The following is a 26,414-nucleotide window of genomic DNA, read 5'->3' on the forward strand; positions in this document are numbered from 1 at the left end:
GTCAGTGATCCTGCATTCGGATCGCGGCAGCCAATTCACCGGTGCGGACTACCAGCGCTTTCTGAATCTCAACACGCTGGTCTGCAGCATGAGTGCCGTCGGACATTGCGGCGACAACGCTGCCTGTGAAGGCTTCTTCGGTCAGCTCAAATGGGAGCGCGTTGCCCATCAGTCGTATCGCACTCGTGATGAAGCACGGGCGGATTTATTCGACTACATCGAGCGGTTTCACAACCCACGAATGCGTCGTAGAGTCGCCCGGCAAGATCTGAAGTTTTCAGCCTTTTCAAACTGTCCATGGAAATGGGGTAGAACCCCTTTGATCAAATGATCGCATCGCTCCCTGGAAATTAATCAGACCTCTTATCCGGCGGGGCGGGATGTCAGAAGCTGATGCATACACGTGAATTGACGTGAACGATAAGCGGATGCGAAACACACCTTGACGCTGCTTTCGCGGCATCGGTTCCGATGGCAGCTTACCTCCCGTATGCTTCTCGACCCTTCTAGGGATCAACTGAAAAGGGAAAAGGTGTAACTGCATGACAGCGGATAAAGCTTGCCCAGTGGTACTGCGAGGCCGTGAAACACTGGAGATTCTGGCGTTTGAGCATCCATTGGCAGGCCTGCAACTGGTCAAAGGGAGTGTGGAACCAGGTGAGTCAACCGACATGGCCGCTGTACGAGAGCTGAGAGAAGAAGCAGGAATTCCAGCCACGGTGAAGCGGGATTTAGGTGAATGGCGCTCGATCACAACGGGGCACACATGGGTATTCCATGAATGTCATGTGGCGCAGGATCTTCCTGATATCTGGATTCATTTTGCAGAAGATGATGGAGGGCATGAATTCAGATTTTTTTTGGCACCCACTGGCGAGCGAGCCGTCTGAAAGATGGCATCAGATTTTCAAGGATGCCTTGGGCTTTCTTAGGATTAGCCTCGCTGAAGTCTCAGCGTACGCCAAACTCACCCTGCGTAGCTTAAGTCGGCACACCCACCGATGCGGTAGAAGTTGCCCAATTTCACTCACCCGCTGCGTTGGCAGCCGTGTGTGCACATCTTTGAATAGGCATACGGATCGTGCCCATTCATCCGTGCCGACGGGATCAGGCTCATGATCGCCGCCGCCCGCTTGCCGCTGCGCAGCGCCCCGGGAAGTCGAGTCAGGCGAGAAGTCGAGTCAGGCGAAGGGAATCTCACCCTTCGGCTGCTCACAGAACCTACGTCGCGGTCTCCCGTCATACGGCTCTTGATCGCACATTCGATGCACGTACCGGCACAAGCCAGGAATCTGTTCATGGAGCGCTTTTCGTCGCTTTTCAGGCTCCGTGAGCAGGTACGGGAAAGAGGAAATTATGGATATACGCTTGAGTGATGGTTCGTCGTGGTCGCTGGCCGCTATCAACGCCTTGCTTGTTCGCCGGTGCGAAGGCGGGTTTCATGATCTGCAGCTTTTGTCGAACGGACAATCGACAGTGCTGAGTGGGACACAGCGCTTGTCCGGTCTGCCGGTGGTCGTGAAGCTTACGATTGCGCCGGGCACTGCAAAGTCGGAGGCCTACTTCCTGGATTCCTGGCGAGCCAGCGGCGTTCCGGTCCCCAATGTCTTGCTGGTTGACGACGCAACCCACGACCATGAGCCCGACATTCTGGTCATGGAGAGAGTGAATGGCTCGCCGCTCGCCAGGTCCGGCCATGTGTCAACCGACATGGTGAAGCGAATCGCCAAACTTCAAAGTCTGATGCATCGTGCCGCCGGACAAGGATACGGTCGTCCCGACAGGGAACACCCGTGGCGAGGTGTGGCCGACACCTTCTCCGACGAAATGGAGATCGAGTGGGAACGACGTCTTGCTCAGATAGTGCAGCACGAAATGTTCCAGGGGCGACTGCGCTCGCAATTTCTCGCCGCAACGTGCCGCATCGAATCGGATTGCGAACGCGAAAGAAGCGGTGGTACCTTGACCCATTCGGACCTTTCCATGGACAACGTCCTGCTGAATACGGCCGGAGAAATCGTGATCATCGATCCGAATTGCCGCCTCACGCATCCGGCCATGTGCGCGGCGTATACGTTTCTGCGACTCAGCCTCGGTGGTCAGGCAGACGCCGCGCAAATCTACAGGTTCTCGTATTTATCCGATAGCGGAATCCGCGAACAGGTATTCGGTGCAGCGCTTCAACTGCGGACGATACTTTCGATTTCCACTTGGCTAAAGAAGGGTAAATTCAGCGAAGCGGCCGACGCCGCACGCATTGCCGGGCTTTCCTGATGCAATCCAACACCGCGAGATTCCTCGTCGCCATCGAGGGCTCCGATGGTTCAGGGAAATCTACCCTGATTCAGGCGCTCGAGGCGCGCTCGATGCAGCGCAATGTAAGCTTCCTGAAGCGATCGTTCCACGACCAACCAATGGTCAAGGATATCATCCGGAATTTCGAAGCCCACCACTGCATCACAAACGAGATGCTCTCCGCATGCCTCTGGGCTTCCGCTGCGTACACCATGGAGCAGGTTGCCGGTTCGCCTGCACAGCTTGTGGTTTGTGACCGATATGATCTCACGGGTAGGTTGTATGACCGGTTTTGCGGTATCCCTTCTCGGCGCTCACTTCCACAAACGCAGCATTGCTTCCCCGGCCGGATCTCTACGTCTAACTCGATTTGCCACCCCATCTCGCATTGGATCGGGTCTTGTCGCGCAGTGGGAAGGTTTCCTTCTTTGAAACCATGGACCAGTACGAGGGTAGATACCAGAAGCAGAAAGTGACGCTCGCACTGCGGAGTTGTTGGATTGGCGTGGACACCAGTAGCGGAGGCTGGACGTAGCCATTGCCTACGTGTGAGAAGCCAGTCCACGATGTAGTCCATTTTAATTTTTGCATCGTTGGAAAATTGTTTTTATTCAACGAGTTAGAAACCGGGTGTCGTTCCCATCACCCGCTCCAGATTCCAATGCAAAAGCCCCTGACACCAACCAGTGCCAGGGGCTTTCTGTTTTCAGGCTTTCCCCGCGTAAACCCGGGAAAGATCGGTAGCGCCCGCTGGATTTCGGCGGAGGCGCGGTCGGAAGGCTCCTCTTCCTTACATCATCAGCGAATAGGCTCGCTCCAACTGGTCCAGATCGATATCCAGAGGCAGCGGCAGGGGCGCTTCGCCGATGTGCTGCTCGCTGGCGAACTTTCCCTCGGCCAACACACGTGCCGGGTCGTTGAGGGCGAGGAAGTCGCCCTCGGCGTATTCCCAGAAATTCAGCGGGGAGCGGCCGGAATAGGTTTCGTTCCAGCAGGCGACGTACGAACGTTCGCCCAGGACTTTCGGACGGCAGGAAACGTAGGGTTCCAGATAGACCTCATGGGTGAGGTACAGGAAGGTGAGGTCATCCACGCGATAGGCCGGCGCTTCGCTGACCTCCTGGGACTCCCCGTCCAGCTGCGCTTCGGGGTTCGCTCCCGGATCGACCGCTGCGACAGCGGAAAACCCATCCGCCCCCCCGGGCTCTCCCATGGCCATGCCTCCACCGATGAACAGGGAAGCAACCACGACCAATAACTTCAACACGACGCGTCCTCGCCTGAAAATCGCGGAGATTACGCCGCCAACTTTTCAGGTATGCGATCAGGGTGGCCCGCAACCTTCCGCCCCGCAGCCCGATATCGGGCAATTCCTACACGACGGAAGACGCATCCACCTGGCTCCGCACCCGGCTCGTCTTCTCGCTCAGCGCTCTTTCACGGTGTCCCGCAGCAAATTAGTAATTATCTGTAGGAATAACTCCTCAACAGCCTCGTATCACTTCCGCTCGAGCCGAATCTCGACCAGCTTGCCATCGATGAAGCGCAAGTGTCGGTAGACGCCTCCACTGGGGCCATACACCCAGAATTCGGTGCGTGCGGCATTCAACTTGGGCACGCCGTTGTTGCGCAGGGCAGGCTCGTTGACGATCCTGCTCAGCGGTTGCCCGCACCTTTCCAGGACTTGCTCGACGCTGTCGCCCTCGTCCACCAGATGCGTGCCGCATCTCATCGAGGCGACGGCAGGAATTGCCAACGAAGACATGAACAGCGTCAGCGCCGTGCGAAACATGGATACCTCCCGCGTCCCCCGATAATGAAAGCGCGGACCGTCGCGGGGCGAGGCGAACTCCCTCACAAAGGCGCAAGCGTCGCACAGCGGCATGGCGACGCAGGCAATTCCTTGCCGTCGCTTCGCCAGCTTCGTTAGACTGCCGCATCGCAGCACGCTTTCGTGGCTGCGCCCTCCCCGATCCGAGGCTTGCATGTTGGAGATAGTAGTCATCCGATAACCGCCACTTCGTCGTCCCGCACGAGGTGTCGCCGGTTATCTGCCTTCGCCATGGCTCGCACGCGCCTTTTCGCGCAGTGCGGCCGCGTTGTCACACCGATGATTACAGGTTCTACCGACATGAACGTTTCCAAGCCGGAACAACGGACGCTTCACGCCTTGGCCCAGGGCGGCCATATCGCCTTCCTTCGCGACGCTTCGGGCAAGATCACCCGTGTCGAGTGCTACAACCGCGACGGCCACCTGCTGCTCGACTGCACCCTGGCGGTGTTCTCCAGGCTGAAGAACAAGGGCCTGGTCCACTCCCGCCAGGGCAGGCCCTACCGGATATCCATGGCCGGGCTGAAAGCCGTGCGCCCGCAGGCGGACAATCGCTGACCCCTTTCCTTTTCCATTGCCCCCGCCGGGACAAGGCGGGGGTTCCGAGGAGTGCTTGCATGAATATTTCCATCCGTGCGGAAACGCCCGGCGACATCGACGCCATCGCCCGCCTGACCGAAGCCGCGTTCCGCAACGAAACGCATAGCAGCCATACCGAGCAGTACATCGTCGATGCCCTGCGCCGAGCCAGCGCGCTGACGCTTTCGCTGGTGGCCGAAGCGAATGGCCAGGTGATCGGCCATATCGCAGCCTCGCCAGTGACCATCGATGGCGAAGCGGGCGACTGGTACGGCCTTGCGCCGCTATCGGTGGCGCCCGGGCGACAGCGCCAGGGTCTCGGTTCGCAGTTGGTCCGGCGCCTGCTCGCCGAGCTGCGACTGCTGCCCGCGGGCGGCTGCGTGGTACTGGGCGAACCGACCTACTACTCGCGCTTCGGCTTTCGGGTGGAAAGCGGCCTGGCGTTACCCGGCGTTCCCGCCGAATACTTCCAGGCACAGTCCTTCAACGGGCGCATGGAGCGAGGAATAGTGGCCTTCCACGCCGCATTCGACGCCAGCGGCTGAGCCGCAACGACAGCAGCCGCTATGTCGCCCCCCTGGTCGCGGGCTCAATCGAACTGGGTACCCTTCTGGATCAGTTCCACCTTGTAGCCGTCCGGGTCTTCGAGGAAGGCGATCACGCTGCGTCCGTGCTGCATCGGCCCGGCCTCGCGGGTGACCCGATAGCCCAGCGCCCTGGCCCGGGCGCAGGTGACGGCGGCATCCTCGACTTCGATGGCCAGGTGGCCGTAGCCGTCGCCCTGGGTGTAGCCGTCCCGGTCCCAGTTGTGGGTCAATTCCAGGGCAGCGGCCGCGCGCTCGTCCTGGTAGCCGACGAAGGCCAGGGTGAAGCGGCCTTCGGGATAGTCCCGGCGCCGTAGCAGACGCATGTCCAGGGCGCGGGTGTAGAACTCCAGCGCGGCCTCGAGATCGGCCACGCGGAGCATGCTATGTAGGATTCGCATGGAAATTCTCCGTGGAGTCCGGCGGCGAGCCGCCGGAGCGGGGATCAACCCTCGACGCGGTAGCCCTTGAACAGGAAAAGCGGTCCGAAGGCGTAGCTGTCGATCAGTTCGTAGAAGCGTGCGATGGTTTCGTTGCGGCAATGCTGGAGGAACGCCGCCTCGTCTTCGTACACCTCGTCGAGGTAGAAGCGGTTGCGGTTGTTCTCGTCGCGGATCACCTCGAAACGCAGGGTGCCCGGTTCGTTCTGCAACGAGCCATTGGCATCGAACAGGCCTGCCGCGGCGAACGCTTCGCGCTTGTCGGAGGGAACGTCGAACTGAACCAGTACGTGGTAGGTCATGGAATCTTTCCTCGTGAAATGGGGTTGGAAGCGATCGCGAGGTCCATGCTAGGGTGGCCTTTCATTCATTAAAAGTAATCAATAATCAGCAAGGCACTCACTTAAAGAGAATGACGTGAAACTCTCTCAACTCGGATTCTTCTGTGCGGTGGTCGAACGCGGCACCATCGCAGCCGCGGCCGAACAGCTGCATTGCGTGCCGTCGAACATCACTACCCGCTTGCGCGAACTCGAAGGACAACTCGGCGTAGCCCTGTTCAATCGCGAAAGGAACCGCCTGCTGGTCACCCCCGAGGGCCGCCTGTTGTATCGCCACGCCCGGCGCCTGCTGGCGCTGGCCGACGAGACCGCCGCGCTGTTCGCCGGCGACCAGGCGCAAGGCGCGCTACGGGTCGGCGCACTGGACGTGGCCCTGGCCAATCACCTGCCCCAGCGCCTGGCCCGCTACCGCCGCGAGTCGCCGGGCGTTGAACTGCACATCCGCCCGGAGCATTCGCTGCTGCTCGAGCGCCTGCTGATGGAGGGAGAGCTGGACCTGATCGTCACCGACGGCCCCATCGAACACCCGTTGCTGTCCAGCCGCCTGGCCTTCCGCGAGCGCCTGTTGCGGGTCACTCCCGCCGACCTGCCGGCCCCCACTCCCGAGGACCTCGCCAGCCTCGAACTCTATGTGTTCGGCCACACTTGCCACTACCGCCGCCAGGTCGACCGCTGGCTGGAGGAGAGCGGTATCCAGCCGCGTGCAACCCTGGAAATCGAGTCCTACCCGAGCCTCTTCGCCTGCATCGAGGCCGGTCTCGGCTTCGCCTGCGTGCCGGAGAGCTTCGTTGCACGCATGCCCTCCACGCGCCGGGGTTTCCATGCCGAGCCGGTAGCCGGCCTGGACTCCAGCGATATCCATTTCGTCTGGCGCAAACAGCAAGCCTCGCCGCTGATCCAGGGCTTCATCGACAGCATCGGCGCCGACTGACGCCAGCGAACGATGCCGCAACACAAACGCACTCGGAAAAATCGGTAACAGCGGAACCACTGCACAGACCAGAGAAAAAGCCGCCACCAACCAGGCCTGGCGGCGACACCGGAAGTACCCTCGGCGGCCGATTGCCGAGCCGATCCCCTACCTGCCCCCTGGGTTTTCCGACGAAAGACCTTGATTCGTGGGAGGTAGGGTCGTCTCCGCTAGATACCCCTCAACCCTGCGTGCGGGCTCCATGCCCGAGCGCCTTGGCGAGATTTGCCCATAGAGCCATCACTTATGACTGCGACAGACAGAACGCCCCCGCCATTGAAATGGCTCTGCCTCGGCAACCGTGATGCGAACGACGGATTCGAGCTCTTCGCCCATGGCATCTATGCGAGGAACGGCGCGTTGGTCGGCAGCAAGCTCTCCCTGCGCGAACGGCGCCAGCGCGTCGATCTGTCGGCCTTCCTTTCCGGCGCACCGCCGCTGCTTGCCGAGGCGGCGGTCAAGCACCTGCTGGCGCGCCTCCTGTGCGTGCACCGGCACAACACCGACCTCGAACTGCTCGGCAAGAACTTCATTCCCCTGCATGCCAGCAGCCTGGGCAACGCCGGGGTCTGCGAGCGGATCCTGGCCTCGGCCAGGCAACTGCAGCAGCACCAGGTCGAACTCTGCCTGCTGCTGGCCATCGACGAGCAGGAACCCGCCTCGGCGGAGTACCTGGCATCCCTGGCCCGGCTACGCGACAGCGGCGTGCGCATCGCGCTGCACCCGCAACGCATCGATACCGACGCACGCCAATGCTTCGCCGAGGTCGACGCCGGCCTCTGCGATTACCTGGGCCTGGACGCACGCCTGCTTGCACCCGGCCCGCTGACGCGTAACCTGCGCCAGCGCAAGAGCATCGAGTACCTGAACCGGCTGCTGGTGGCACAGGACATCCAGATGCTTTGCCTCAACGTCGACAACGAGGAACTGCACCAACAAGCCAACGCGCTCCCCTTCGCCTTCCGGCACGGCAGGCACTATTCGGAGCCTTTCCAGGCCTGGCCGTTCAGCAGCCCGGCCTGCTGAACGCCGACGCGGCTGCCAGCTGTCACGCCAGGCTGGCCCGCTATCCCGCCTGGCGCTACCCTTGGCGGTTTCGACGGACAGGGACGACGGTCATGGGCAACTATTTCGAGAGCCCCTTCAGGGGCAAGCTGCTCTCGGAACAGGTCAGCAACCCGAACATTCGGGTGGGGCGCTACAGCTACTACTCCGGCTACTATCACGGGCACTCCTTCGACGACTGCGCCCGCTACCTGATGCCGGACCGCGACGACGTGGACAAGCTGGTCATCGGCAGTTTCTGCTCGATCGGCAGTGGCGCCGCCTTCATCATGGCCGGCAACCAGGGACATCGCGCCGAATGGGCGTCGACCTTCCCCTTCCACTTCATGCACGAAGAGCCTGCCTTCGCCGGCGCCGTGAACGGCTACCAGCCAGCGGGCGACACGCTGATCGGCCACGACGTCTGGATCGGTACCGAGGCGATGTTCATGCCCGGCGTACGGGTCGGCCACGGAGCCATCATCGGCAGTCGCGCGCTGGTGACCGGCGATGTCGAGCCCTATGCCATCGTCGGCGGTAACCCGGCCCGGACCATTCGTAAGCGCTTTTCCGATGGCGACATCCAGAACCTGCTGGAAATGGCCTGGTGGGACTGGCCACTGGCCGATATCGAGGCAGCCATGCCGCTGCTGTGCGCCGGGGATATCCCCGCCTTGTACCGGCACTGGAAGCAGCGCCAGGCCACGGCCTGACGGTTGGACGAAGGAGGTCGAGGATTTTTCTCGGGCCCGATGGCCTACCCTCTATGCTTCCAACGGTATACTGTCGCGATGCCTGGCCATCCAGGCATGCGTGCCAGAGCCACTCCAGCGACCGTACCGGCGGAGCGAAACGCTGTATTTCCGACAGCCCGTGCCGAGCACCGATCGCCGGAACGATCGCAGGACTTCATGACCGACGGCCCCCTGGAACGGCTACCGGGCAAGACGAGTGACAAGAACGACACATGATTGAAGAAGCCACTTCCAGCAAGCACTCAGGCACGACGGACGCCCCGCTGGTATCCGTCGTAGCGCCCTGCTTCAACGCGGAAAAGTACCTGGAAGAAGCCCTGCGCAGCATCTACGAGCAGGACTACCCGAATTTCGAAGTGATCATCGTCGACGACGGTTCCACCGACAACAGCTACGCCATGCTGGAGCAGTTGCAGAAAGTCCACGGTTTCCAGCTCTACCGCCAGCAGAATCAGGGCGTCAGCGCAGCGCTGAACTTCGGTCTGCAACACGCCCGCGGCGACTACGTAGCCACGCCGGACCTGGACGACATCATGCTGCCGCACTCGTTGAGCGTGCGCGCCGCGTACCTCGACCAGCACCCGGAAGTCGGCTGCGTCGGCGCCCTGGTGATCTACATCGACAGCGAAGGCCAGGAAACCAAGCGGCAGAACGGCAATCGCATCCGCCAGCTGGACTTCGACTACCTGCTGGGCAACGCCTACGTCTGCGGCGCCCCGGTGTCCCTGTACCGCATGGAGGCCCTGCGCGCCGCCGGCTTCTACGATCCCGAGATCAAGGTGCAGGACTTCCAGATGACCCTGCGCATCGCCAGTCAGGGCTACCAGATCCACAAGCTGCCGGTGCTGGTCACCCGCTACCGGCGCCACCCGGACAACCTGTCGCGGCGCTACAAGGTGCTGCTCGATGCCGACCTGCGTACCATCGCACCCTACCAGTCGCATCCCGCCTACGAGCGCGGCCGCACGGAGCTGGTCAACAAGGCCCTGAAATACGCCGTGGTCGCGGACAAGCGGCACGCCTGGCAACTGCTCCGCTCGCTACCGCTGCGGCAGTGGAACCGCACCACCTTCCGCCGGTTGAAGCGCTTCCTCCTCCATCACGAGACCACCTGAGCCCCACGGACTCCAAGGTGGCAAGGTAATTCGATGAAATTCCTGGAAAAACTGAAAAAACGCAAAGAGCGGAAGTACTTCCGTGGCTGGGAAAAGATCTTCAAGGCCCCGGAGAAGATCCGTCTTGCCTACCCACATTACGAGGTCGGCGTGGGCACCTACGGGATCCCGGAGGTCACCGAGTTCGGCGACAAGGCCACCCTCAGGATCGGCGCCTATACCTCGATCGCCGCCGGCGTGAAGATCCTCCTCGGCGGCGAGCACCATACCGACTGGCTCACCACCTACCCCTTCCCGAAGATGATCGACGAAGTCGCCGACATCCCCGACAGCACCACGAGCCGCGGCGACGTGATCATCGGTAGCGACTGTTGGATCTGTACGAACGCGCTGATCCTCTCCGGCGTCACCATCGGGCATGGCGCGGTAGTCGCCGCCGGCGCGGTGGTGACCCGCGACGTGCCGCCGTTCGCCATCGTCGGCGGCAACCCGGCCCGGCAGATCCGCTGGCGCTTCGAGGAAGACATCCGCGAAGCCCTGCTGGCTTCGGCCTGGTGGGACTGGCCGGTGGACGAGGTGAAGCAGGTCGCCCGGACCCTGTGCAGTACCGACATGACAGCCTTCCTGCGCTACATCGAGCAACGCAAGGGCTGATTCCCCGGCGGGAACGATCGCCGGTCATGGGCTATACCTCCCCGATACACCTTGGTTTCGAATCGCCGCCCGACAACGGGTAGGCCGGCCGCTTCACGTCTGCGGCCGTTCTTCGAGGGAGCTTGAATGACCGCGCTGCACGACCTCTCGGGAACCCGCCTGCTGGCACTGTTCGCCCGCCGGGAACTCTCGCCTGGTGAGTACTACGAGCATCTGCTGGCCCACATCCAGCGCTGGGAACCGCATCTCAACGCGCTGTATCGCTTCGACCCGCAACGGGTTCGCGAACAGGCCGCGGCAGCCACCGAGCGCTGGCGCAAGGGACAGCCCAAAGGCCCGCTGGACGGGCTGCCGGTAACCATCAAGGAGCTGATCGCCACCGCTGGCGAACCTATCCCCTTGGGCAGCGCCGCCACCCGCCTGCAACCCGCGCCCTGCGACGCGCCACCGGCCGCTCGGCTGCGCGAAGCCGGCGCGATCGTCCTGGCGAAAACTACGGTTCCGGACTTCGGCATGCTCTCATCCGGCCTCTCCAGCTTCCACGGAGTCACCCGCAATCCCTGGAACCTGGCCAACAATCCCGGCGGCTCCAGTTCGGGCGCGGCAGCGGCGGCCGCCGCCGGCTACGGACCGCTGCACCTGGGCACCGACATCGGCGGCTCGGTGCGACTGCCGGCTGGCTGGTGCGGTCTGGTGGGCTTCAAGCCAAGTCTCGGGCGGATCCCCATCGACCCCTACTACACCGGGCGCTGCGCCGGTCCGATGACCCGCTGCATGGACGACTGCCTGCTGCTGATGCGCTACCTCGCGCAGCCCGACGCCCGCGACGCCACCAGCCTGCCGCCGGAAGCGCTGGACTGGAGCGCCGAGCCGCTGTCGGTGCGCGGCCTGAGGGTCGGTCTGCAGCTCGATCCCGGCTGCGGCCTGCAGCCCGACGCGGAAATCCGCGCCGCGATCGAGGCCGCGGCGCGGCTGTTCGAGGAGCACGGCGCCCAGCTCAGCATCGTCGAACCGCTGATGGAGCGGAACCTGCTAGACGGCCTGAACGACTTCTGGCGCGCCCGCCTGTGGGGCGAACTGCTGCTCCTCGACGAGACGCGGCGGGCCAGGGTGCTGCCCTACATCCACGCCTGGGCCGAGGGTGGTGAGCGGGTCAGCGGGGTCGATGCGGTGCGCGGTTTCAACCAGACCTTCGAGATGCGCCGGCGCGCCGCCCGGCTGTTCGGCGAGATCGACCTGCTGCTGACGCCGACCAACCAGGTCGAGGCCTTCCCCGCCGACTGGGCCTCGCCGCTGAACGATCCGCAGCGACCATTCGAGCACATCGTCTTCACCGTGCCGTGGAATATGGGCGAACAGCCCGCGCTCTCGATAAACTGCGGCTTCACGGCCGCCGGCATGCCGATCGGCCTGCAACTGGTCGCGCCGCGCTTCGCCGATACCTGGCTGTTGCGCATCGGCAAGACCTACGAAGGCTGGCGCGGTCCGATCCACGGCTGGCCCCGGCCACCGGCTGACTGAAGCCGGCGGCCGTTCGTCGCTCGGCTCCAGGCCTGAGTGTTTCAGTCGTCACTCCGAGAGGGCCTCGCCATGCGCTCCCCCACCCGTCCCCCGGCGGCCGCCGATCCGGCCAACCGCCGCAGCGTCTTTGCCGTGGTCCTCGGCAACGCCGTGGAATTCTTCGACTTCGGGGTCTATGCCACCTTCGCGGTGATGATCGGACGGACGTTCTTCCCCTCCGACAGCGCCTTCGTCAGCCTGCTCCTGTCGGTCACCGCGTTCGGCGTCGGCTTCGTCATCCGCCCCCTCGGCGCGGTCCTTATCGGCGCCTACGCCGACCGCGCCGGGCGCAAGCCGGCGATGCTCCTTACCCTGTTCCTGATGGCGCTGGGCACCGGCGGCATCGCGGTGCTCCCCGGCTACGACAGCATCGGCCCGGCCGCGCCGCTGCTGCTGGTGCTGACCCGCCTGCTGCAAGGCCTGGCCTGGGGCGGCGAGGCCGGACCGGCGACCACCTACATCCTCGAAGCGGCACCGCCGCACAAGCGCGGCACCTACGCCTGCTGGCAGGTCGTGGCGCAAGGCATCGCGGCGGTCGCCGCCGGGCTGATGGGCTACCTGCTCACCCTCTGGCTCGACGAGCGCCAACTGCAGGAGTGGGGCTGGCGGATTCCCTTCGCGGCCGGCCTGCTGGTCCTGCCGATCGGCCTGTACATCCGCCTCAACCTGGCCGAGACCTTTTCCGGACGCGGCCGCCAGGCCAGCACCCGGAGCCTGCTCGGCGAATTGTTCGGCAATCATCGGCGGGCCCTGCTGCTCGGCCTGCTGATCCTCTCCGGAAGCACCATCACCCAGTACTTCCTCAACTACATGACCACCTTCGCCCTTACCGAGCTGCACCTGCCGGCGGGCATCGCGATGCTCTCGACGCTGGTCGCCGGCGCCGCCCTGGCGCTCTCGGCGTTGCTCGGCGGCGTGCTCTGCGACCGCTACGGGCGCCGCGCCGTGCTGATCCTGCCGCGCCTGGCGCTGCTCGCGGTGCTGTTCCCGGCACTGCAGGCAATGACCCGTCACCCCGAGCCGGCAGTCTTCCTCGCCGTCCTCGCCCTGCTCTCGGCCCTGCATGGCATGAGCGGCGCGGCGCTGATCGTGCTGCTGGTGGAAAGCTTCCCCCGGGCGCTGCGCTCCACCGGTTTTTCCCTGGTCTATGCGACCGGCGTCGCCGCGTTCGGCGGCACCGCGCAGATCGTGGTGACCTGGCTGATCGGCGTCACCGGCAATCCGCTGTCGCCGCTGGGCTACCTGCTGCTGGCCAACCTGGTCTGCCTCGGTGGGGCCTGGCTGGCCCGCGAGACCTGGCCGGGTCGCGGGGACATGGGAGGCGCGCCGCTGGTGGTGCGCGACTGAGAACTTGCGCGGTTCGTTCAAGCGCCGCCGGCCTGTCGCGAGCGACGCTGGGGACCTCATTCATCCGGAGGTCCCACCATGCAGTTCTTCCTGCGCTACGCCTACGCGCCCTTCTTCTGGTCCGGCTTCATCGGCCTGGCGACCTGGCAGGTCGGCTATCGCCAGGCTTCCCACATCTGGCTGGTCGTCCTGTTCCTGGGAGCGCTCGGCCTGTCCTTTCTCGCCGAACGACGACTGCCCTACCAGCCACGCTGGAACCGGCCACACGCCGACCGCCTGCGCGATGTCCTGCACGCGTCGGTCAACGAAAGCCTGAACGCACTCGGCATCCTCGCCCTGCCGCTGCTGGCCGGAGTCCTGGGCTTCCGGCCGGTATGGCCGCAGGCCTGGCCGCTGTGGCTGCAACTGTTGCTGGCTATCGTCCTGGCCGATCTCGGCATCACCCTGGTGCACTACGCCAGCCACCGTTCGGCGCTGCTCTGGCGGCTGCACGCGGTGCACCATAGCGTGCAGCGCCTGTACGGTTTCAACGGGCTGATGAAGCATCCCCTGCACCTGGGCCTGGAAGCGCTCGGCGGCACCCTGCCGCTGTTGCTGCTCGGCGTGCCGCAGACGGTCGCCGCGCTGCTCGCCTTCGCCATCGGCATCCAGTTGCTGCTGCAACACAGCAACGTCGACATGCGCATCGGCGGGTTACGCCATGTGTTCGCCTGGGCACCGCTGCATCGCCTGCACCACATCCGCTACGGGCGCGCCGGCGACGTCAACTTCGCGCTGTTCTTCAGCGTCTGGGACCGCCTGCTCGGCACCGCCCTCCATCGTCCCGACTACCGCCTGGACAGCGCCGACATGGGCATCGGCGACCAGCCTGACTATCCCCGCGACTATACCGGCCAGTTGCTCGCGCCATTCCGCGACCTGCCACGCAGCAGGCACGTCCCACAGCCGCCGGAAGGATTGGGGCGTTCAGCCGGCCAGGCGTAGGTGCGGCAGCGACAGGCCGGCGCGGATACCGAGCAGGCTGCGTACGCTGCGCGACAGGTGCGCGGCGTCGGCGAAGCCGGCGTGATGGGCCGCCTCGGTCAGGCTGCGCCCCTGCAAGGCCAGGGCGAAGGCCAGGTACAGGCGACGCCAGAGCACCAGGCGGCGTACCGACAGGCCGACCTGGACGGCGAACAGCCGCTCCAGTTGGCTCAGCGAAAGACTGGCGCTGCGCGCCAGTCTTTCCGCCTCGACCCGCGCCGCGAGTTGCTCGTCGAGCGCCGCCAGGGCCTTTTCGACGCGGCGGTCGAGCCGTCGGCGAGGCAGCCGCGCAAGCCGCCCCAGCAACGCCTCGGGCTCGCCGGGAGCGTCCTCGAGAAGCTGACGCAGGTCGTCGCTGTCGAACGCCAGCGGCTCGACGTACAGCGCCAGCAACGACTGCGACGCTTCGACGCGATGGGCTTGCAGCGACGGCACCAGCAAGCGCCGGGCCTCCAGTACCTGGCCAGCGACGCACACCCGCAGCGGCGTCTCCGCCAGCAGCAACTGGTGGGCATAGTGCGCGTGCTCGCGGGTATCGCCGTTGACCCCGGCGAACAGCGCGTGGTCCCGCGCCAGCCAGACCTCGCCCTGCCAATGCCGCTCCGTCATCGCGTACCTTCCATCAGCCGTTCCGTGGCGAAACGGTGTCGGCTATGGCGGCCGCCGTCAAGCCCGCAAGGTCAGCGTCCGAACCAGTCGCGCCGGTCGTCGAAGGCGTGCTCGATCAGATCGAGCAAGGCACGCACCTCCACGCGGTTCTCCGCTTCCGGCTGCACGCTCATCCAGACCTCCCGCCGCATCGGCTCGTCGAAGACCTGCGGCAACGCCGCCAGGTTGCGCTCCAGGCGTCCGGCGTAATGCGGCAGCAGCCCGATGCAGGCGCCCCAGAGGATCGCCTGTAGCAGCAGGTCGTGGCTCTGCACCTCGATCACTCCCGACTGGCGAGCCGCCACCCGCCGGTTCCAGGGTGCCAGGGCGGCGCTGGCGGCGTGACCGTGGAGCTGCGCCAGCAGGTAGTCGTCCAGCTCGTCCTCGCTGGCCGGCCGCGTGCGCTCGCGCGAATAGCGCTTGCCGATGTGCGGCTGGTACTCCAGCTCGGCGATGCGCGCCGGTGCGGCGAAGTGGCCTTCCATCGCCGGATGCGGCTGCCCCGGATCGGCGATCCAGATGGCGATCTCCGCCGGCCCTGCGCTTTCCGGCCAGCCCTCGCGCAACTCGGCGAGGGCTACGCGCAGGTTGGCGTTCTTGCGCAGGTAGCCCCACAGCTCGCGACTGAGCACATCGTGCAGGACGCTTTCGGCCACCGCCAGGCGCACCAGCGGCTGTTGCCGGTGAAGATCGGCGTGGCTCTGGCTGTCCTCGACCAGGCGCTGCCCGGCGGCCTGGACGATGCGGCCCTCGCGGGTCAGCGAGAGGGCGTTGCCCTCATGCACGAACAGATGCAGGCCGAGGCGCTCCTCGAGCCGGGCCAGGGTCTTGCGCAGCAGTGTCGGCTTGACGTCCAGGCTGCGCGCAGCCTGCATGAAACAGCCACAACGGGCGGTGACCAGGAAGAAATGCACCACCTCCAGGGAGCCGAACAGCTCGTGCCAATAGGCACGGTCGTCGCGTCCCTGCGCGGGCCTGAGCAGTGCCGGGCGCTGCCCGGCGGACTCCGATAGGGCCATGCTTCCTCGCTAGCGTCCAGGCATGAGGCGAATCCGCAGTTCGATCGGCTGCGGCATGTGTTCCGGCGGCGGCAGGCGCAACGAACGGTCCATCAGCGCGCGCCGCAGTTCATTCTCGATCGGCTCGGCGTCGCTGCGCAGGCAGGCGAGACGGACGATCCAGCCGCGTTCGTCGAGCCAGACCCGCAGGTCGATGTCGGTATTCGGCAACTGCCCCGCCGCACGCCGCGACTCCAGGAAGGCCAGCAGCCGCGGCGCGGTTTCGGCGTCTTCGCCCAGGCGCTGCTGGACCTGCTCGCCGAGCCATGCGGCATAGGCGCCCCAGAGCCGCTGGCGTTCGTCGCGGAACCGCTCGGGCTCGCCGAACAGCCAGCTGCGCAGGTGCCGCCAGCGGCTCGCGCGCGGCCCACGCCTGGCCTCCGGGATGCCGCCCATCAGTGCAGTTCCGCCAGGGTCTTGCCGAGCAACGCGCCGTCGATGCTCAGGGTAGCGTTGTTCACCAGGCCATCCAGATAGGCCTTGGCGATCTGCTCCTGGCGTTGCGCGCGCAGGCTTTCGCGCAGGCGACCACGCACCTCGTCGAGGGTGGCGAGGCGGGCGTCGCGACGCTCGGTCAGCTTGACCAGATGGAAGCCGTTGGCGCCCTGGATCGGCTCGGACACCGCGCCGACCTTCAGCCGTTCCAGCGCCGGACGGATCGCCGGCAGCAGTTGCGCCTGCGCCAGCAAGCCGCCGATGTCGCCACCGTTGCGGGCGGTCTGCGGGTCGTCGGAATGCTTGCGCGCCAGTTCGGCGAAGTCACCGTCCGCGGCCTGCCGGTAGAGTTCCTGGGCGCGCTTGCGCGCTTCGGCAAGCCCGCCGGCCGCAGAGGCGGCGATGAAGATCTGGCTGACCCGGTACAGCGCCGGTACAGCCAGTTGCGCCTTGTTCGCCTGGTAGGCGGCCTGCAGTTCGGCATCGCTGGGGTAGTCCTCGGGCACCGTGCTCACCGACTCCAGGTAGGTACGCAGGACGATCTGCCGCGCCGCCGCATCGATCAGCGTCTTCACCCGCGGCCGCTGTTGCCAATCCTGGGCGCTGGCCTGTTCGTAGAGCGCCTTCTCCGCGAGCCGCGCACGCATCCAGCGTTCCAGCGCGTCGCGGTTCTCGCTCAACTGCGCGCGGGTTTCCGCCGGCACCTCGGCCAGCAGCGCCTTCAGTTCGTCCGGCGCCACCTGCAAGGCACCGAGGCGGGCCACCGCGGGCTCCGCGGCGGCGCTGGCAGATGGCTTGGCAAGCGCGGCCTGGGCCTGGCCCGCGCCACCGTCCTCGCGCTGGCCACAGCCGGCGAGAACGGCAAGCGCGAGCGCCAGGACGCCGCAACGAAATGCCGGCCGCATCGACTCAGGCCTCGCCATCGACGGGTTGACCGGCATCCTGCGCCATGCCCTGTTGCTCCGCGGCCAGGCGGCTGTAGTCGCGCAGGTAGGCGATGAACTCCTGCAACAGGCGATCCCACAGTTCGATATGGCTACGCAGGTTGGCCGGGCTGACGCCGCCGGCGACGATCACGTCCATTTCCATCACCAGGAACTCGCCCTGCTGCGACAGGCGGCCGAAGCGCCGGCTGAGATTCCAGCGCTCGGTCAGCCCGGCGGGCAACTCGCCCTGCACGCGCAGGGCGCAGCTGAAGGTGAAGTCGAGGTAGCTCGCCGGCGTCGCCGCCGGGTTGCCGAAGCGCACCGCGTAGCCGATTCCCTGGCTGGCACTGAGCAGTTGCACGACGCCGTTCTGCTCGCTGCGGTTGACCCGGTAGCCGGCGTCCTGCAAGGCCTCGGTCAGGCTGTCGACGGAAAGGTGTTCGATCGGGGTGATGTCGTTCATGTCCGGGTTCCTGGTTTGCTATCGGATTTCACTGGGCGAGCGCCGCCTGGCGGTTCTCGACCTGGGTCTTGTAGAGGTCGTCGCCGAGCTTCTGCGCCATCTCTTCGAATTTCACCCGCGCACCGCTGGCGAATGGTTGGCGGATCTTCATCACCTCGGCGACGCTGACGTTCTCGTAGGCGCCGAGGATCTCCTTGGCCACGCCATACATTTCCCGGTTCTTCGCGGTGCACTGCTGCAACTGCTGGTCGTGCTCGCGGAACGCCAGGTCGAGCTTCTGCCGCTCGGCCTCCTTGGCTCGCGCCATGGCCAGCAACTCGTCGTAAGCCTGCTTGTACTTGCCCAGTTGCTCGTTGCTCGCCTCGACCATCTGCCGCGCCCGGTCGTGCAAGCCCTGTTGCTGGGCCGAGAGCTGCTCGGCCTGGCCCTTGGCCCGGGTCAGCTCGGCGGTCAGTTGCTTGACCTGGGCCAGCGCCGCATCGCGCTGGCTCTCCAGCGCGGCTTTCGCCGCGGCGGCCTGGGCCTGTTCGGTCTGCAGCGCCTGGAGTTGCTGGGTGGTGCTGCGCAACTGGGTGCGCAGGCGTTCCTCCAGGCTGTCGGCGTAGGCCGCCTGGCTGGCGTAGGCGGCGAAGGCGGCCCCGGCGAGCAGCGCCTGGGCCCAGATCGGTAATGAGAAAGGTCGCGTGTTCATGGTCTGCCTCTTCATGGTCTGCCTCGAGGAGCGCTCAGAAGCGCGTGTTGACCTCGAGTTGCAGGACGTCGATGGAGAACGGTGCGCCGTAGACCTCGTCGGAGCTGAGCCAGCGCGCGGTACCGTAGACGCGCTTGTCGAAGCCATAGCTGGCGCCGAGGATGTAGCCCTTGGCGTTGGTCCCGCCAAGGTGGAAGGTGGAATCGTTGAAACCGTCCGGCAGGGCATCCGGCTGGATGTACTTGTAGGCGGCGAAGACCTGCCAGTCGCCGGCGTCGCGCATGTCCAGGGCGTTGCCCAGGGTGAACTGGAGCATCCAGGCGTTCGCCCCGCTCTTGATGTCGCCATCGGAGCCGAGGTTGTTGGCGATCTGCGCCACACCGCCGGCGCGCTTGCGCATGTCGCCTTCGTCGTAGCCCAGGTTGTGCACGTAGTTGCCGGCCACCCGCAGCTTGAAGTCGTTGGGCAGCTCGGCATCCCAGCCGAGATTCAGGTCGAGCAGGTTGAATTCCGAGGCCAGGCCGACGTACTGCGGGTTCGGCGTGTTCGCCGGGTCGGCCGGGTTGGGCACGATGTCGCGCAGGAGGAACACCGTGTTGCCCTTCTGCATGAAGGTCGGACGGCTGCCGTCGGTGTCGCACTCCGGATCTCCGGCCCAGGGCCGGCAAGGGCTGGAACGCCGCCCTTCGATATCGTCGAAGCGGTAGTAGGCCAGCGCGCCGGTAAGGCTGTGCTGCGGGTTGATCTTCCAGGTGGCGCCCAGTTGCGCGCCGTAGAGCCACTTGTTGTCGCTGTCTTCCTTGTCGAAGCCGTTCGACGAGGCGGTGTCCGAGCTGTATTCCACGGGGAACGCGCCGACCGTGCCGAACAGCGCGACATCGCGGCTCAGCGGCTGGTTGAAGATCGCCGCCACGCCGTCGAAGTTGAGATCGTTGGAATACAGCAGGTCGGTGGACAGGAACGGATTGGCGATCCGCCCGCCGGTCAGGCTCAGGCGCTCGCTGGGCTTCCAGGTCAGGTAGCCCTGGTCGAGCCAGAGGTCCTTCTTGCCGAAGCCGCCGCCGAGGGTCTGGGTGGTCGACACCGGGTTGTTGTCCGAACCGGTGCCGATGCGGATGCCGGCGCTCCAGCTTTCCGACAGCGCCGCCTTGAGGCCGAAGCGCGCGCGCAGGCGCAGCAGGCTGTCGCGGTCCTCGCGGGTGTTGAGCAGCGGCGGCAGGCCCGAGCTGGTATTCGGGTTGACGTCATAGGGACCGTCGTCGTTGAGTTCGGCGAAGTCGGTGATCTGGTTGCTGTTGCCGTTGCCGAAGGAGCGCGACTCGTAGCGCAGGCGTACGTCGCCGTCGAAACTGATGCGCGAGGCCCAGTCCGGGAAGGTGTTGGGCTGCGCCCAGTTCTCCGCCTTGGCCTGGGTCATTACCTCGGCCTTCACTTCGTCGCGGATCTGGTCGCGCACCACCTGCGGGATATAGGGTACGCGGACCTCCCCGGGGACCGCGGCGACGGCCGCCGCGGGCGCCACGGCCTGGCGCGCCTGCTGGGCCTGCTGCGCCTCGGCCTCGGCCTGCCTGACCAGCGCATCGGCCTGTTCCTTCTTCAACACGCCCTGCTGTACCAGCAGGCGGATCAGGTTGATCGTGGCGTTCTCCGAGGGCGCCGGCGGCTGGGCCTGCGCCTGGCCGGCCAGCGCGGCGAGCATGACGCCCATCCCCAGCGCCAGTCGGTTCACTTTCGCGTTCATCTGTGTACGGCTCCTAAGGTCCTTCAAGGCAGTCGCCTGCCGGAAATCGTTCTGGGTTGGCGTCTTCTCATCCCGGCCGCTTGCCCTGCAGGGCGATGCGCACTGGCAGGGTCAGCGAAGCCGGCGGGCGTTCGTCCAGGCGGCCGGCGGCGCGCAGCGCGGCCAGCACCTTCTGGTCGGTCTCGGGGTCGCCGCTGGAGCGGGTCAGTTCGGCCCGGGTGATATCCCCCGAGGAACTCAGCCAGATCTCCGCCTGCAGGCGGAACGCCAGGTTGCGCAGCTCCGGGTTGTCCCGCAGCAAGCGCTGGAAGGCGTAGGCCAGGTACTGGCTATAGCTGGCGTTGCCGGCGCGACCGCCGCCGGAACCGGCCATCCCGCCGCCCTTGCCGGCGCCGATGTTGAAAGCGTCGGAGCCGGACTGGGCGTCGCCATCCATCTGCATCGGGTCGGCCAGGTCGTCGGCCGGCGACGGCGGCGCTTCCTCCTGCGGCTTGACCTCCTCCAGTTCGGGTTGCGGTTCCGGCTCGACGATCTTTTCCTCTTCCACCGGCTGCTCCGGTTCCGGCGGTTTTTCCGGCGGCGGCGGAGGCGGCGGCGGCAGCGGGATGATCGCCGGCACCTTGGGCGCCTCGCGGCGCACGCCGCTCATGTCGTTGGCCCACTCCCAGACCAGCCAGGCGAGGCCGGCGAGCAGCAGCGCGCCGAGGCCCCACTTGAGGTAGCGCAGGGTCGGGTTCGCCGGGCGGCCGTCGATGGACAGCGGCGCGGCATTTTTCGGCTCGGGGGTGTGCTTGGGGTCGGCGGACATGTTCATCCCGGGCCTCAGGTCGGTTTGCCGGTGACCAGGCCGACCTGGGACAGCTCCAGGCGGCGCAGCAGGTCGAGGACCTCGATGACCTTCTGGTACTGCACCGTGGCGTCGCCGCGGACCACTACCGGGAAGTCGGGGTTGAGGGCCTTCTCCGTACGCAGGCGGTCCTCCAGCTCGGGCAGGGTCACCGGGTAGGCGTCGAGGAACACCTGGCCGGCGTCGTTCACCGAGATCGCCTTGGTCTTGGGCTGCGACAGCGCCACGGTGGCACTGGCCTTCGGCAGGTTGATCTGGATCCCGGCGACCTGGGCGGTGGCGGTGAGGATGAACATCACCAGCACCACCATCAGCACGTCCACCAGCGGGGTGATGTTGATGCTGTCGACGGCGCCGTCGTCGTCATCGTCGTGGCTGCTGTTCACGGAAGCCATGGCGTTCTCCTCAGGCCGGCAACGGCTGGCCGTTGCGACGATGGGCCACTTCGCTGAGCTGGCTTTCGCCATGCACCTCGGCGAGGCGGGTGACGAACTCGTCGACGAACACCCGCATGTCCGCACTGACTTCCTTGTTCCGCGTGACCAGGCGGTTGTAGCCGAACAACGCGGGGATCGCGACGAACAGGCCCATGGCCGTGGCCAGCAGGGCGGCGGCCATGCCCGGGGCGATGGCATTGATGTTGACGTCGCCGGCCATGGCGGTGCCGAGGAACACCACCATGATCCCCAGCACGGTGCCGAGCAGGCCGATGTAGGGACCGCCGGCGATGGCGTTGGACAGGCTCGACAGGCGCGAGCCGAGCTGCTGGTTCTCCTTGGTGCGCACGCCGTCCATGGAGGCGCGGATCGCCTCGATGGTGGCCGCGGAGACGGAAGAGGTGTCGGCGCCCTGCTCGCGGCGGGTGCGGATCTCCTTCACCGCCACCAGGTACAGGCGCCACAGCGAGGAGTGTTGCAGGCGGGCGGCCAGCTCGCGGTCGTCGGCGAGCAGTTCCAGGCGCGTGCCGACCTCGGCGAAGCGCTCGCGGAACAGCCCGTTGGCGCGACTGACGCGGCCGACGTTCTGGTTCTTGCGGTACATGATGACCCACGACTGGACCATCATCAGCGCCAGGATCGCGATGATCACCCAGGCGTCCAGCGGCACCGCGTTGAGCAGGAAACCGAGCTTGCCGAAGCCGAAGCCGGACTGCTTCTCGTCGACCCCGTAGGCCACCAGGCGCGACTCGGCGCCCTGGGCGGTGGCGTCGGCGAGTAGCAGCGCCGCCGGGCGGGCGATCTTCGACAGGCGCAACTCGTCGATGGCGCCCTGGAAGGGTTGCAGGGTCGGCGCCGCGGCGCTCGCCTCACCGTCCCCGCTTGCCGCCTCGGTGGCGGCCGCAGGCGCGGCCTGGCCTTCCGCGCCGATGGCGATCGCGCCGCTGAACGCCGGCAGCGCCGCCGCCAGGCTGGCGACTTCGCGACCGCCGAGATACAGCGCCAGTCGGGCACCGTCGGCGACCAGCGCCAGATGCTGCCATTGCCCCTGCACCAGGGCCTGGCTGGCGGCAGCGCGCTGACCGTTCAGCTCGACGAAGGGAGCGCCCTGGGCCAGGCCGAGCGACAGGGCGTTGCCGCCTTCGCGGCGCGACAGCAGGACCTGTTCGCCGGCCAGTTGGTCGGGACGCACCCAGCCGCTGAAGCTGAAGGTGCCACCGGCGCTCACCGCCAACGATGGGCTGGCCGGCAGCAGCAGCGGCTGGCCCAGCAGTTGCGCGGAGCGACCGATGACGCCTTCCACCGGACTGCCGGCGGCGCTCTGCGCATTGTTGGCGTAGGCGGTGGAGTCCCGCGGCGGAGTACCCGGCGCACCGTCGAAGTGATAGACCAGGGTGTAGTCCGGGTCGAACACCGACTGGCCGTTGCCGCTCTCCGGCGCCTTGGCGTTGCCGTAGTACATCCAGATGTCCTGGCGCTGGCCACCCTCCACCCGCGGCACGTCGACCCAGATCAGGGCCATGCCCATCAGCGGGTCGAAGCTCTCGACCTGGTGGCGCAGTACGGTCTTGTCGTCGGCGGCGACGAAGCGGATGTCCGAGCCGTTCTCGTTGACCCCGTCGAAGGTGAAGTTGCCGGTATGCAGGCGCACCAGCAACGGCAGGCGACCGAGACTGTCGTTGATCGCCGCGCCTTGCGGGGTGGTATCGACCGAGACCTGCTTGCGGTACTGCCAGTCGTCCTGCCACCAGGCACTGGCGCTGGCCGGGGCCAGCAGGCCCAGGCAGATCAGCGATGTCAGCAATAAGCGATACATGTGGGGTTACTCCGGGGTCAGCGTCAGAAGCTCGCCTGCACGCTGAAATGCAGGCGCGAATCGTGTTTGTCGGTGTTCGTCCCTTCCAGCAGCGGGAAGGCCCAGTCGAGGCTGCCGGACAGCCAGTCGGCGAGTTGCGCGCGGGTGCCGATGCCGACGCTGGCCAGGCTGAAGTCGTCGTCCTGCTCGGGCAGCGCATCCTGCAGGCGCAGTTGCGCGCCCTCGGCGAACAGGTAGAAGCGCCAGTCGTTGACGTAGCCGCCGGCGCGCTTGCCGAGGAAGCGTCCGAGGGACGGCGTGCGCCATTCCTGGGAGAGCAGGTAGCCGTCGTCGGCGGTGTTCTCCGCCGCCAGGTAGCCACGCACGCTGGTGGCACCGCCGGCGGCGAACTGTTCGTTGGAGATCAGCGGCCCGGAGGCGAGCTGGAAGGCCGCCTTGGTCGCCACCTGCCAGTCGCCGCCGAAGGTCAGGGTGTGGTTGAGATCGCCCTTGAGCACGCCGAAGCCGGACTTGGCGCGATAACGCTTGCGGTCGAATTCCTCGTCGTCGTCGCCGTAGCCGAGGAGACTGCCGGTACCGGCCACCAGGCTCAGGCCGAGGGCCAACTGGGAACGTTCGGTGTAGCGGAAGCCGTTGTAGCCGAGGGTCAGCGGGGCGTACTTGATCGGCACCTTGTCGTTGTTGCCGCCGATCCGGGTCTGTTCCTCGAAGTCCTTGAAGTCGACGCCGAAGGAGAACGAGTGCGACCAGAGGCCGGTGACCGGCAGGCTGTAGATCGCCGCGACGCCATAGGAATGGCCCTGGCCGACCACATTCATGCTGCCCACCGTGGCCACGTCGCTGTCGGACTGGTAGCCGGACAGCTGCACGCTCCAGCGCTGGCTCAGCGGCGCGGTATAGGTGCCGGACCAGACCTTGGCGTTGTCCTGGTCCTGCGGCGCGGTGAAATAGGTCAGCGAGATGGCGTGGCCGAGTTGCCAGAGGTTGTCGTAGCCCAGCGAAACCACCGAGCGCAAGTGACGGGTATCGGCGCTGTAGTCGTTGTTCAGGCCGATGCTGGCGTGCCAGGGATTCTTGTCTTCCACCTGCAGGTCGACGTCCATGGTGCCGGGCCGCTGGCCCTCGCGCACCATCGGCAGCACCTGGCGGCCGGGGGTGCGGTTGACCTGCGCCAGCTCGCGCTGGACCTGGGCGAAGTCGGGCACCTTGCCCTCCTCCAGGGCCGGCACTTCCTCGCGCAACTCCACCGGCGAATAGTGCTTGGCGCCGACCACCCGGACGCGACCGACAGTGGTCTCGGTGACCTGCAGGTAGACCACCCCGCCGCTTACCTGCTGCTCCGGCAGCTCGACGTAGACCGACTGGTAGCCCTTCTCCTGGTAGGCGGCCTGCAGCGCATCGCGCGCGCCCTCGATGTCGCCCAGGCTGCGCTGCGGTCCGAGGAAGGGATACACCGCCGCCTCGATGGCGCGGTTGTCCAGCACGGTGTTGCCGCGTACCACGTACTCGTTGATGTCCACCAGACGCTGGGGCTCGGCTCCCGCCGCGGCGGGAGGGGCCTCGTCGGCCAGCGAAGCGCACGACAATGCGACAGCCAGGCAACCGATCGACCAGCGCTGGCGAAACGGGTGCGCACAATTGAACAGCGAACGCTTCACACGGTCCCCCGAAGTTCCATCGGGACTTATTGTTCTAATGCAACAAGTCCGTTCATCGAACAGTTCTGTGAAAGACAAAAAGCTAGCGACGACGCATGAACAACCTGTTAAAAACGGCGCTCGCCCTTATGAAATTTCGTTCTTTTCTATTTTCACTTTCGCGCTAGATATCCAGCCGTCGCGCTCCGCCATGGCGCGCTTGCCATGTATGCAACAAAGCGAAGTTCAGGGAGAACTCCGGCATCTGCATGAGATCCCCGGAAATCACTTCCCCGATAATCCTGCCTATTATCCTTACCGCCTCCGCGCTGTTCAGCAGGACGGTTATATCGCTGACGAAAACCGGAAAACTCCAGATCTTCTGTTTCATTTCCAGGCCGACGAACCAGCGATACAGCAGGTTGTAGTTCAATTGCTCGTACAACTGCTGCTCGCTGGGAATCGCGTACAGCAGTTGTAGCAGCAGCGCATGGATCAGCGGCTCCGGGGCCAACTGCATGCCATGTTCGCGGACGAGCGCCAAGAGGACTTTCGCCTCTTCGCCAAGAAGACTTTCTATTTGCGGTTTCAGCAACGCCAGGGAATGTCCAGGCGGTATGTAACTTGACACTTCCTTGAGCGCACCCTGCCAATCTTCCTGGGACACTATCCAGACCCATGGCGCCCCATATCGATAAACCGATACCGGTTTCTTGCGTGCGGCCTCGACGATCTTCGATAGGCGCTGGTCAAGCTCCTGCATACCGACTTTCGAGTAACTTTCCATCAATACTCACCGTCCTTTGCCGTACTCGCCGGAGTGACCACGGCCGTTAGCGGATACTGTTCTCTTGTTTCAGAGCGGAACGCGTCTTGCTCGAACGACACGCTCATTTCCAGCAACCGGTCAGCGCAACCGGGAAATGGCCGATTCCTTTCGTTCCCGTCCCTGCCTTTCACCGCTGAATTCCGTTTTCCTCATTCACATCTGTTTGACGGCAACCCCGCCGCACCACCGAACTTTTGTCATGAAAACTTCATGAGACCGGCCGTTCGCGCACCGCCGGCGGGGACGAACGGGCATTCACCCGAGAATCGACCAGCGCTTCGGAAGTTCGCCGGAAAAAAAGGCCCTCCGTAGGGAGGGCCTGGCGAGTATCGTGCCTCCGCGGCGGAG

At 65.5% G+C, this 26,414-nt stretch carries 29 protein-coding genes and 2 pseudogenes; 14 read left to right on the forward strand and 17 right to left on the reverse strand.

Annotation, left to right across the window (positions count from 1 at the left end; genetic code table 11):
- Positions 1-331 (forward strand): IS3 family transposase (locus HMPREF2886_RS32850; protein ID WP_139148385.1); only part of this gene is annotated, 331 nt, incomplete at its 5' end.
- 211 nt (positions 332-542) lie between these two features.
- Positions 543-948 (forward strand): annotated as a pseudogene (locus HMPREF2886_RS35190) (NUDIX domain-containing protein); the annotation flags it as partial.
- Here HMPREF2886_RS35190 and HMPREF2886_RS34915 read toward each other — a convergent pair.
- Positions 900-1,153: pseudogene (locus tag HMPREF2886_RS34915) on the reverse strand (transposase domain-containing protein); the annotation flags it as partial. The pseudogenes HMPREF2886_RS35190 and HMPREF2886_RS34915 sit on opposite strands and share 49 nt — an antisense overlap.
- Positions 1,154-1,356: 203 nt before the next feature.
- Here HMPREF2886_RS34915 and HMPREF2886_RS03325 point away from each other — a divergent pair.
- Both HMPREF2886_RS03325 and HMPREF2886_RS35265 read left to right on the forward strand, forming a co-directional pair.
- On the forward strand, positions 1,357-2,274 hold the full coding sequence (locus tag HMPREF2886_RS03325; RefSeq protein WP_070746789.1) for a phosphotransferase family protein: 918 nt from the start codon (positions 1,357-1,359) through the stop codon (positions 2,272-2,274).
- Complete coding sequence (locus HMPREF2886_RS35265; protein ID WP_079387666.1) at positions 2,274-2,771, forward strand: nucleoside/nucleotide kinase family protein; 498 nt, start codon at positions 2,274-2,276, stop codon at positions 2,769-2,771. The genes HMPREF2886_RS03325 and HMPREF2886_RS35265 overlap by 1 nt, the downstream gene beginning before the upstream one ends.
- 314 nt (positions 2,772-3,085) lie before the next feature.
- On the opposite strand, the gene HMPREF2886_RS03330 is transcribed toward HMPREF2886_RS35265, so the two are convergent.
- Both HMPREF2886_RS03330 and HMPREF2886_RS03335 read right to left on the reverse strand, forming a co-directional pair.
- Entirely contained in the window at positions 3,086-3,562 is a 477-nt protein-coding gene (locus tag HMPREF2886_RS03330) for a hypothetical protein (RefSeq protein ID WP_033978405.1), read from the reverse strand.
- A 231-nt stretch (positions 3,563-3,793) separates the two neighbouring features.
- A complete protein-coding gene (locus HMPREF2886_RS03335) occupies positions 3,794-4,087 on the reverse strand; it encodes a DUF2845 domain-containing protein (RefSeq protein WP_003141121.1) in 294 nt (97 codons plus the stop codon).
- 339 nt (positions 4,088-4,426) lie between these two features.
- Here HMPREF2886_RS03335 and HMPREF2886_RS03340 point away from each other — a divergent pair, with 339 nt between their 5' ends.
- Together HMPREF2886_RS03340 and HMPREF2886_RS03345 are read left to right on the forward strand one after the other, a co-directional pair.
- Positions 4,427-4,684: a YjhX family toxin gene (locus tag HMPREF2886_RS03340; RefSeq protein WP_003085431.1), complete on the forward strand. Its 258-nt coding sequence runs from the start codon at positions 4,427-4,429 to the stop codon at positions 4,682-4,684.
- A gap of 59 nt (positions 4,685-4,743) precedes the next feature.
- Complete coding sequence (locus tag HMPREF2886_RS03345; protein ID WP_033978404.1) at positions 4,744-5,250, forward strand: GNAT family N-acetyltransferase; 507 nt, start codon at positions 4,744-4,746, stop codon at positions 5,248-5,250.
- 44 nt (positions 5,251-5,294) lie between these two features.
- Here the strand turns inward: HMPREF2886_RS03345 and gloA are convergent, their stop codons facing one another.
- Both gloA and HMPREF2886_RS03355 read right to left on the reverse strand, forming a co-directional pair.
- Positions 5,295-5,690 carry a lactoylglutathione lyase gene (gene gloA / locus HMPREF2886_RS03350; RefSeq protein WP_003098430.1) on the reverse strand — a complete coding sequence of 132 codons (396 nt, stop codon included), beginning with the start codon at positions 5,688-5,690 and terminating at the stop codon, positions 5,295-5,297.
- Positions 5,691-5,734: 44 nt separating this feature from the next.
- Positions 5,735-6,031 (reverse strand): heme-binding protein, encoded by a 297-nt coding sequence (locus tag HMPREF2886_RS03355; RefSeq protein ID WP_003085421.1) that lies wholly within the window; start codon positions 6,029-6,031, stop codon positions 5,735-5,737.
- Positions 6,032-6,146: 115 nt separating this feature from the next.
- Between HMPREF2886_RS03355 and HMPREF2886_RS03360 the strand changes: the two genes are divergently transcribed.
- From HMPREF2886_RS03360 to HMPREF2886_RS03395, 8 genes are all read left to right on the forward strand, one after another.
- Positions 6,147-7,001, forward strand: a complete 855-nt coding sequence (locus HMPREF2886_RS03360) for a LysR family transcriptional regulator (RefSeq protein WP_033973099.1) — start codon at positions 6,147-6,149, stop codon at positions 6,999-7,001.
- Between the two features lie 285 nt (positions 7,002-7,286).
- Positions 7,287-8,066: a toxA transcriptional regulator ToxR gene (toxR, locus tag HMPREF2886_RS03365; RefSeq protein ID WP_003120800.1), complete on the forward strand. Its 780-nt coding sequence runs from the start codon at positions 7,287-7,289 to the stop codon at positions 8,064-8,066.
- 92 nt (positions 8,067-8,158) lie between these two features.
- Positions 8,159-8,797 carry a type B chloramphenicol O-acetyltransferase gene (gene catB, locus HMPREF2886_RS03370; protein ID WP_003120801.1) on the forward strand — a complete coding sequence of 213 codons (639 nt, stop codon included), beginning with the start codon at positions 8,159-8,161 and terminating at the stop codon, positions 8,795-8,797.
- Positions 8,798-9,051: 254 nt separating this feature from the next.
- Positions 9,052-9,954: an alpha-1,6-rhamnosyltransferase gene (gene migA / locus HMPREF2886_RS03375; protein WP_003098436.1), complete on the forward strand. Its 903-nt coding sequence runs from the start codon at positions 9,052-9,054 to the stop codon at positions 9,952-9,954.
- 33 nt (positions 9,955-9,987) lie between these two features.
- A complete protein-coding gene (locus HMPREF2886_RS03380) occupies positions 9,988-10,608 on the forward strand; it encodes a CatB-related O-acetyltransferase (RefSeq protein WP_033973100.1) in 621 nt (206 codons plus the stop codon).
- 126 nt (positions 10,609-10,734) lie between these two features.
- Positions 10,735-12,129, forward strand: a complete 1,395-nt coding sequence (locus HMPREF2886_RS03385) for an amidase (protein ID WP_057389233.1) — start codon at positions 10,735-10,737, stop codon at positions 12,127-12,129.
- 69 nt (positions 12,130-12,198) lie between these two features.
- Positions 12,199-13,515, forward strand: a complete 1,317-nt coding sequence (locus HMPREF2886_RS03390; protein ID WP_039027221.1) for an MFS transporter — start codon at positions 12,199-12,201, stop codon at positions 13,513-13,515.
- Positions 13,516-13,593: 78 nt separating this feature from the next.
- A complete protein-coding gene (locus HMPREF2886_RS03395; RefSeq protein WP_070746791.1) occupies positions 13,594-14,499 on the forward strand; it encodes a sterol desaturase family protein in 906 nt (301 codons plus the stop codon).
- Here HMPREF2886_RS03395 and HMPREF2886_RS03400 read toward each other — a convergent pair.
- The 12 genes from HMPREF2886_RS03400 to HMPREF2886_RS35270 form a co-directional block, all read right to left on the reverse strand.
- Positions 14,482-15,147 (reverse strand): helix-turn-helix transcriptional regulator, encoded by a 666-nt coding sequence (locus tag HMPREF2886_RS03400; RefSeq protein WP_042168873.1) that lies wholly within the window; start codon positions 15,145-15,147, stop codon positions 14,482-14,484. The genes HMPREF2886_RS03395 and HMPREF2886_RS03400 overlap by 18 nt on opposite strands.
- Positions 15,148-15,218: 71 nt before the next feature.
- A complete protein-coding gene (locus HMPREF2886_RS03405; protein ID WP_003098443.1) occupies positions 15,219-16,205 on the reverse strand; it encodes a LysR family transcriptional regulator in 987 nt (328 codons plus the stop codon).
- A gap of 9 nt (positions 16,206-16,214) precedes the next feature.
- Positions 16,215-16,640, reverse strand: a complete 426-nt coding sequence (locus HMPREF2886_RS03410; RefSeq protein WP_042931479.1) for a hypothetical protein — start codon at positions 16,638-16,640, stop codon at positions 16,215-16,217.
- Positions 16,640-17,584 carry a peptidylprolyl isomerase gene (locus HMPREF2886_RS03415; protein ID WP_033973105.1) on the reverse strand — a complete coding sequence of 315 codons (945 nt, stop codon included), beginning with the start codon at positions 17,582-17,584 and terminating at the stop codon, positions 16,640-16,642. The genes HMPREF2886_RS03410 and HMPREF2886_RS03415 overlap by 1 nt, the downstream gene beginning before the upstream one ends.
- 4 nt (positions 17,585-17,588) lie before the next feature.
- Entirely contained in the window at positions 17,589-18,068 is a 480-nt protein-coding gene (locus HMPREF2886_RS03420; RefSeq protein ID WP_033973107.1) for a YbjN domain-containing protein, read from the reverse strand.
- A 28-nt stretch (positions 18,069-18,096) separates the two neighbouring features.
- Positions 18,097-18,759, reverse strand: a complete 663-nt coding sequence (locus HMPREF2886_RS03425; RefSeq protein WP_033973109.1) for a hypothetical protein — start codon at positions 18,757-18,759, stop codon at positions 18,097-18,099.
- A gap of 34 nt (positions 18,760-18,793) precedes the next feature.
- Positions 18,794-20,500, reverse strand: coding sequence for a putative porin (locus tag HMPREF2886_RS03430; RefSeq protein WP_039027219.1), 1,707 nt, complete (start codon positions 20,498-20,500; stop codon positions 18,794-18,796).
- A 67-nt stretch (positions 20,501-20,567) separates the two neighbouring features.
- Positions 20,568-21,314, reverse strand: coding sequence for an energy transducer TonB family protein (locus HMPREF2886_RS03435; protein ID WP_073649734.1), 747 nt, complete (start codon positions 21,312-21,314; stop codon positions 20,568-20,570).
- An 8-nt stretch (positions 21,315-21,322) separates the two neighbouring features.
- A complete protein-coding gene (locus tag HMPREF2886_RS03440; protein ID WP_003085366.1) occupies positions 21,323-21,742 on the reverse strand; it encodes an ExbD/TolR family protein in 420 nt (139 codons plus the stop codon).
- 10 nt (positions 21,743-21,752) lie between these two features.
- Complete coding sequence (locus HMPREF2886_RS03445; protein WP_033978393.1) at positions 21,753-23,600, reverse strand: DUF2341 domain-containing protein; 1,848 nt, start codon at positions 23,598-23,600, stop codon at positions 21,753-21,755.
- Between the two features lie 23 nt (positions 23,601-23,623).
- Positions 23,624-25,258: a ShlB/FhaC/HecB family hemolysin secretion/activation protein gene (locus HMPREF2886_RS03450; RefSeq protein WP_033973115.1), complete on the reverse strand. Its 1,635-nt coding sequence runs from the start codon at positions 25,256-25,258 to the stop codon at positions 23,624-23,626.
- Between the two features lie 163 nt (positions 25,259-25,421).
- Positions 25,422-26,024, reverse strand: a complete 603-nt coding sequence (locus HMPREF2886_RS35270) for a transposase (RefSeq protein WP_070746793.1) — start codon at positions 26,022-26,024, stop codon at positions 25,422-25,424.
- Positions 26,025-26,414 lie beyond the last annotated feature (390 nt).

This window comes from Pseudomonas sp. HMSC066A08 (assembly GCF_001813025.1).
Classification (GTDB): domain Bacteria; phylum Pseudomonadota; class Gammaproteobacteria; order Pseudomonadales; family Pseudomonadaceae; genus Pseudomonas; species Pseudomonas aeruginosa.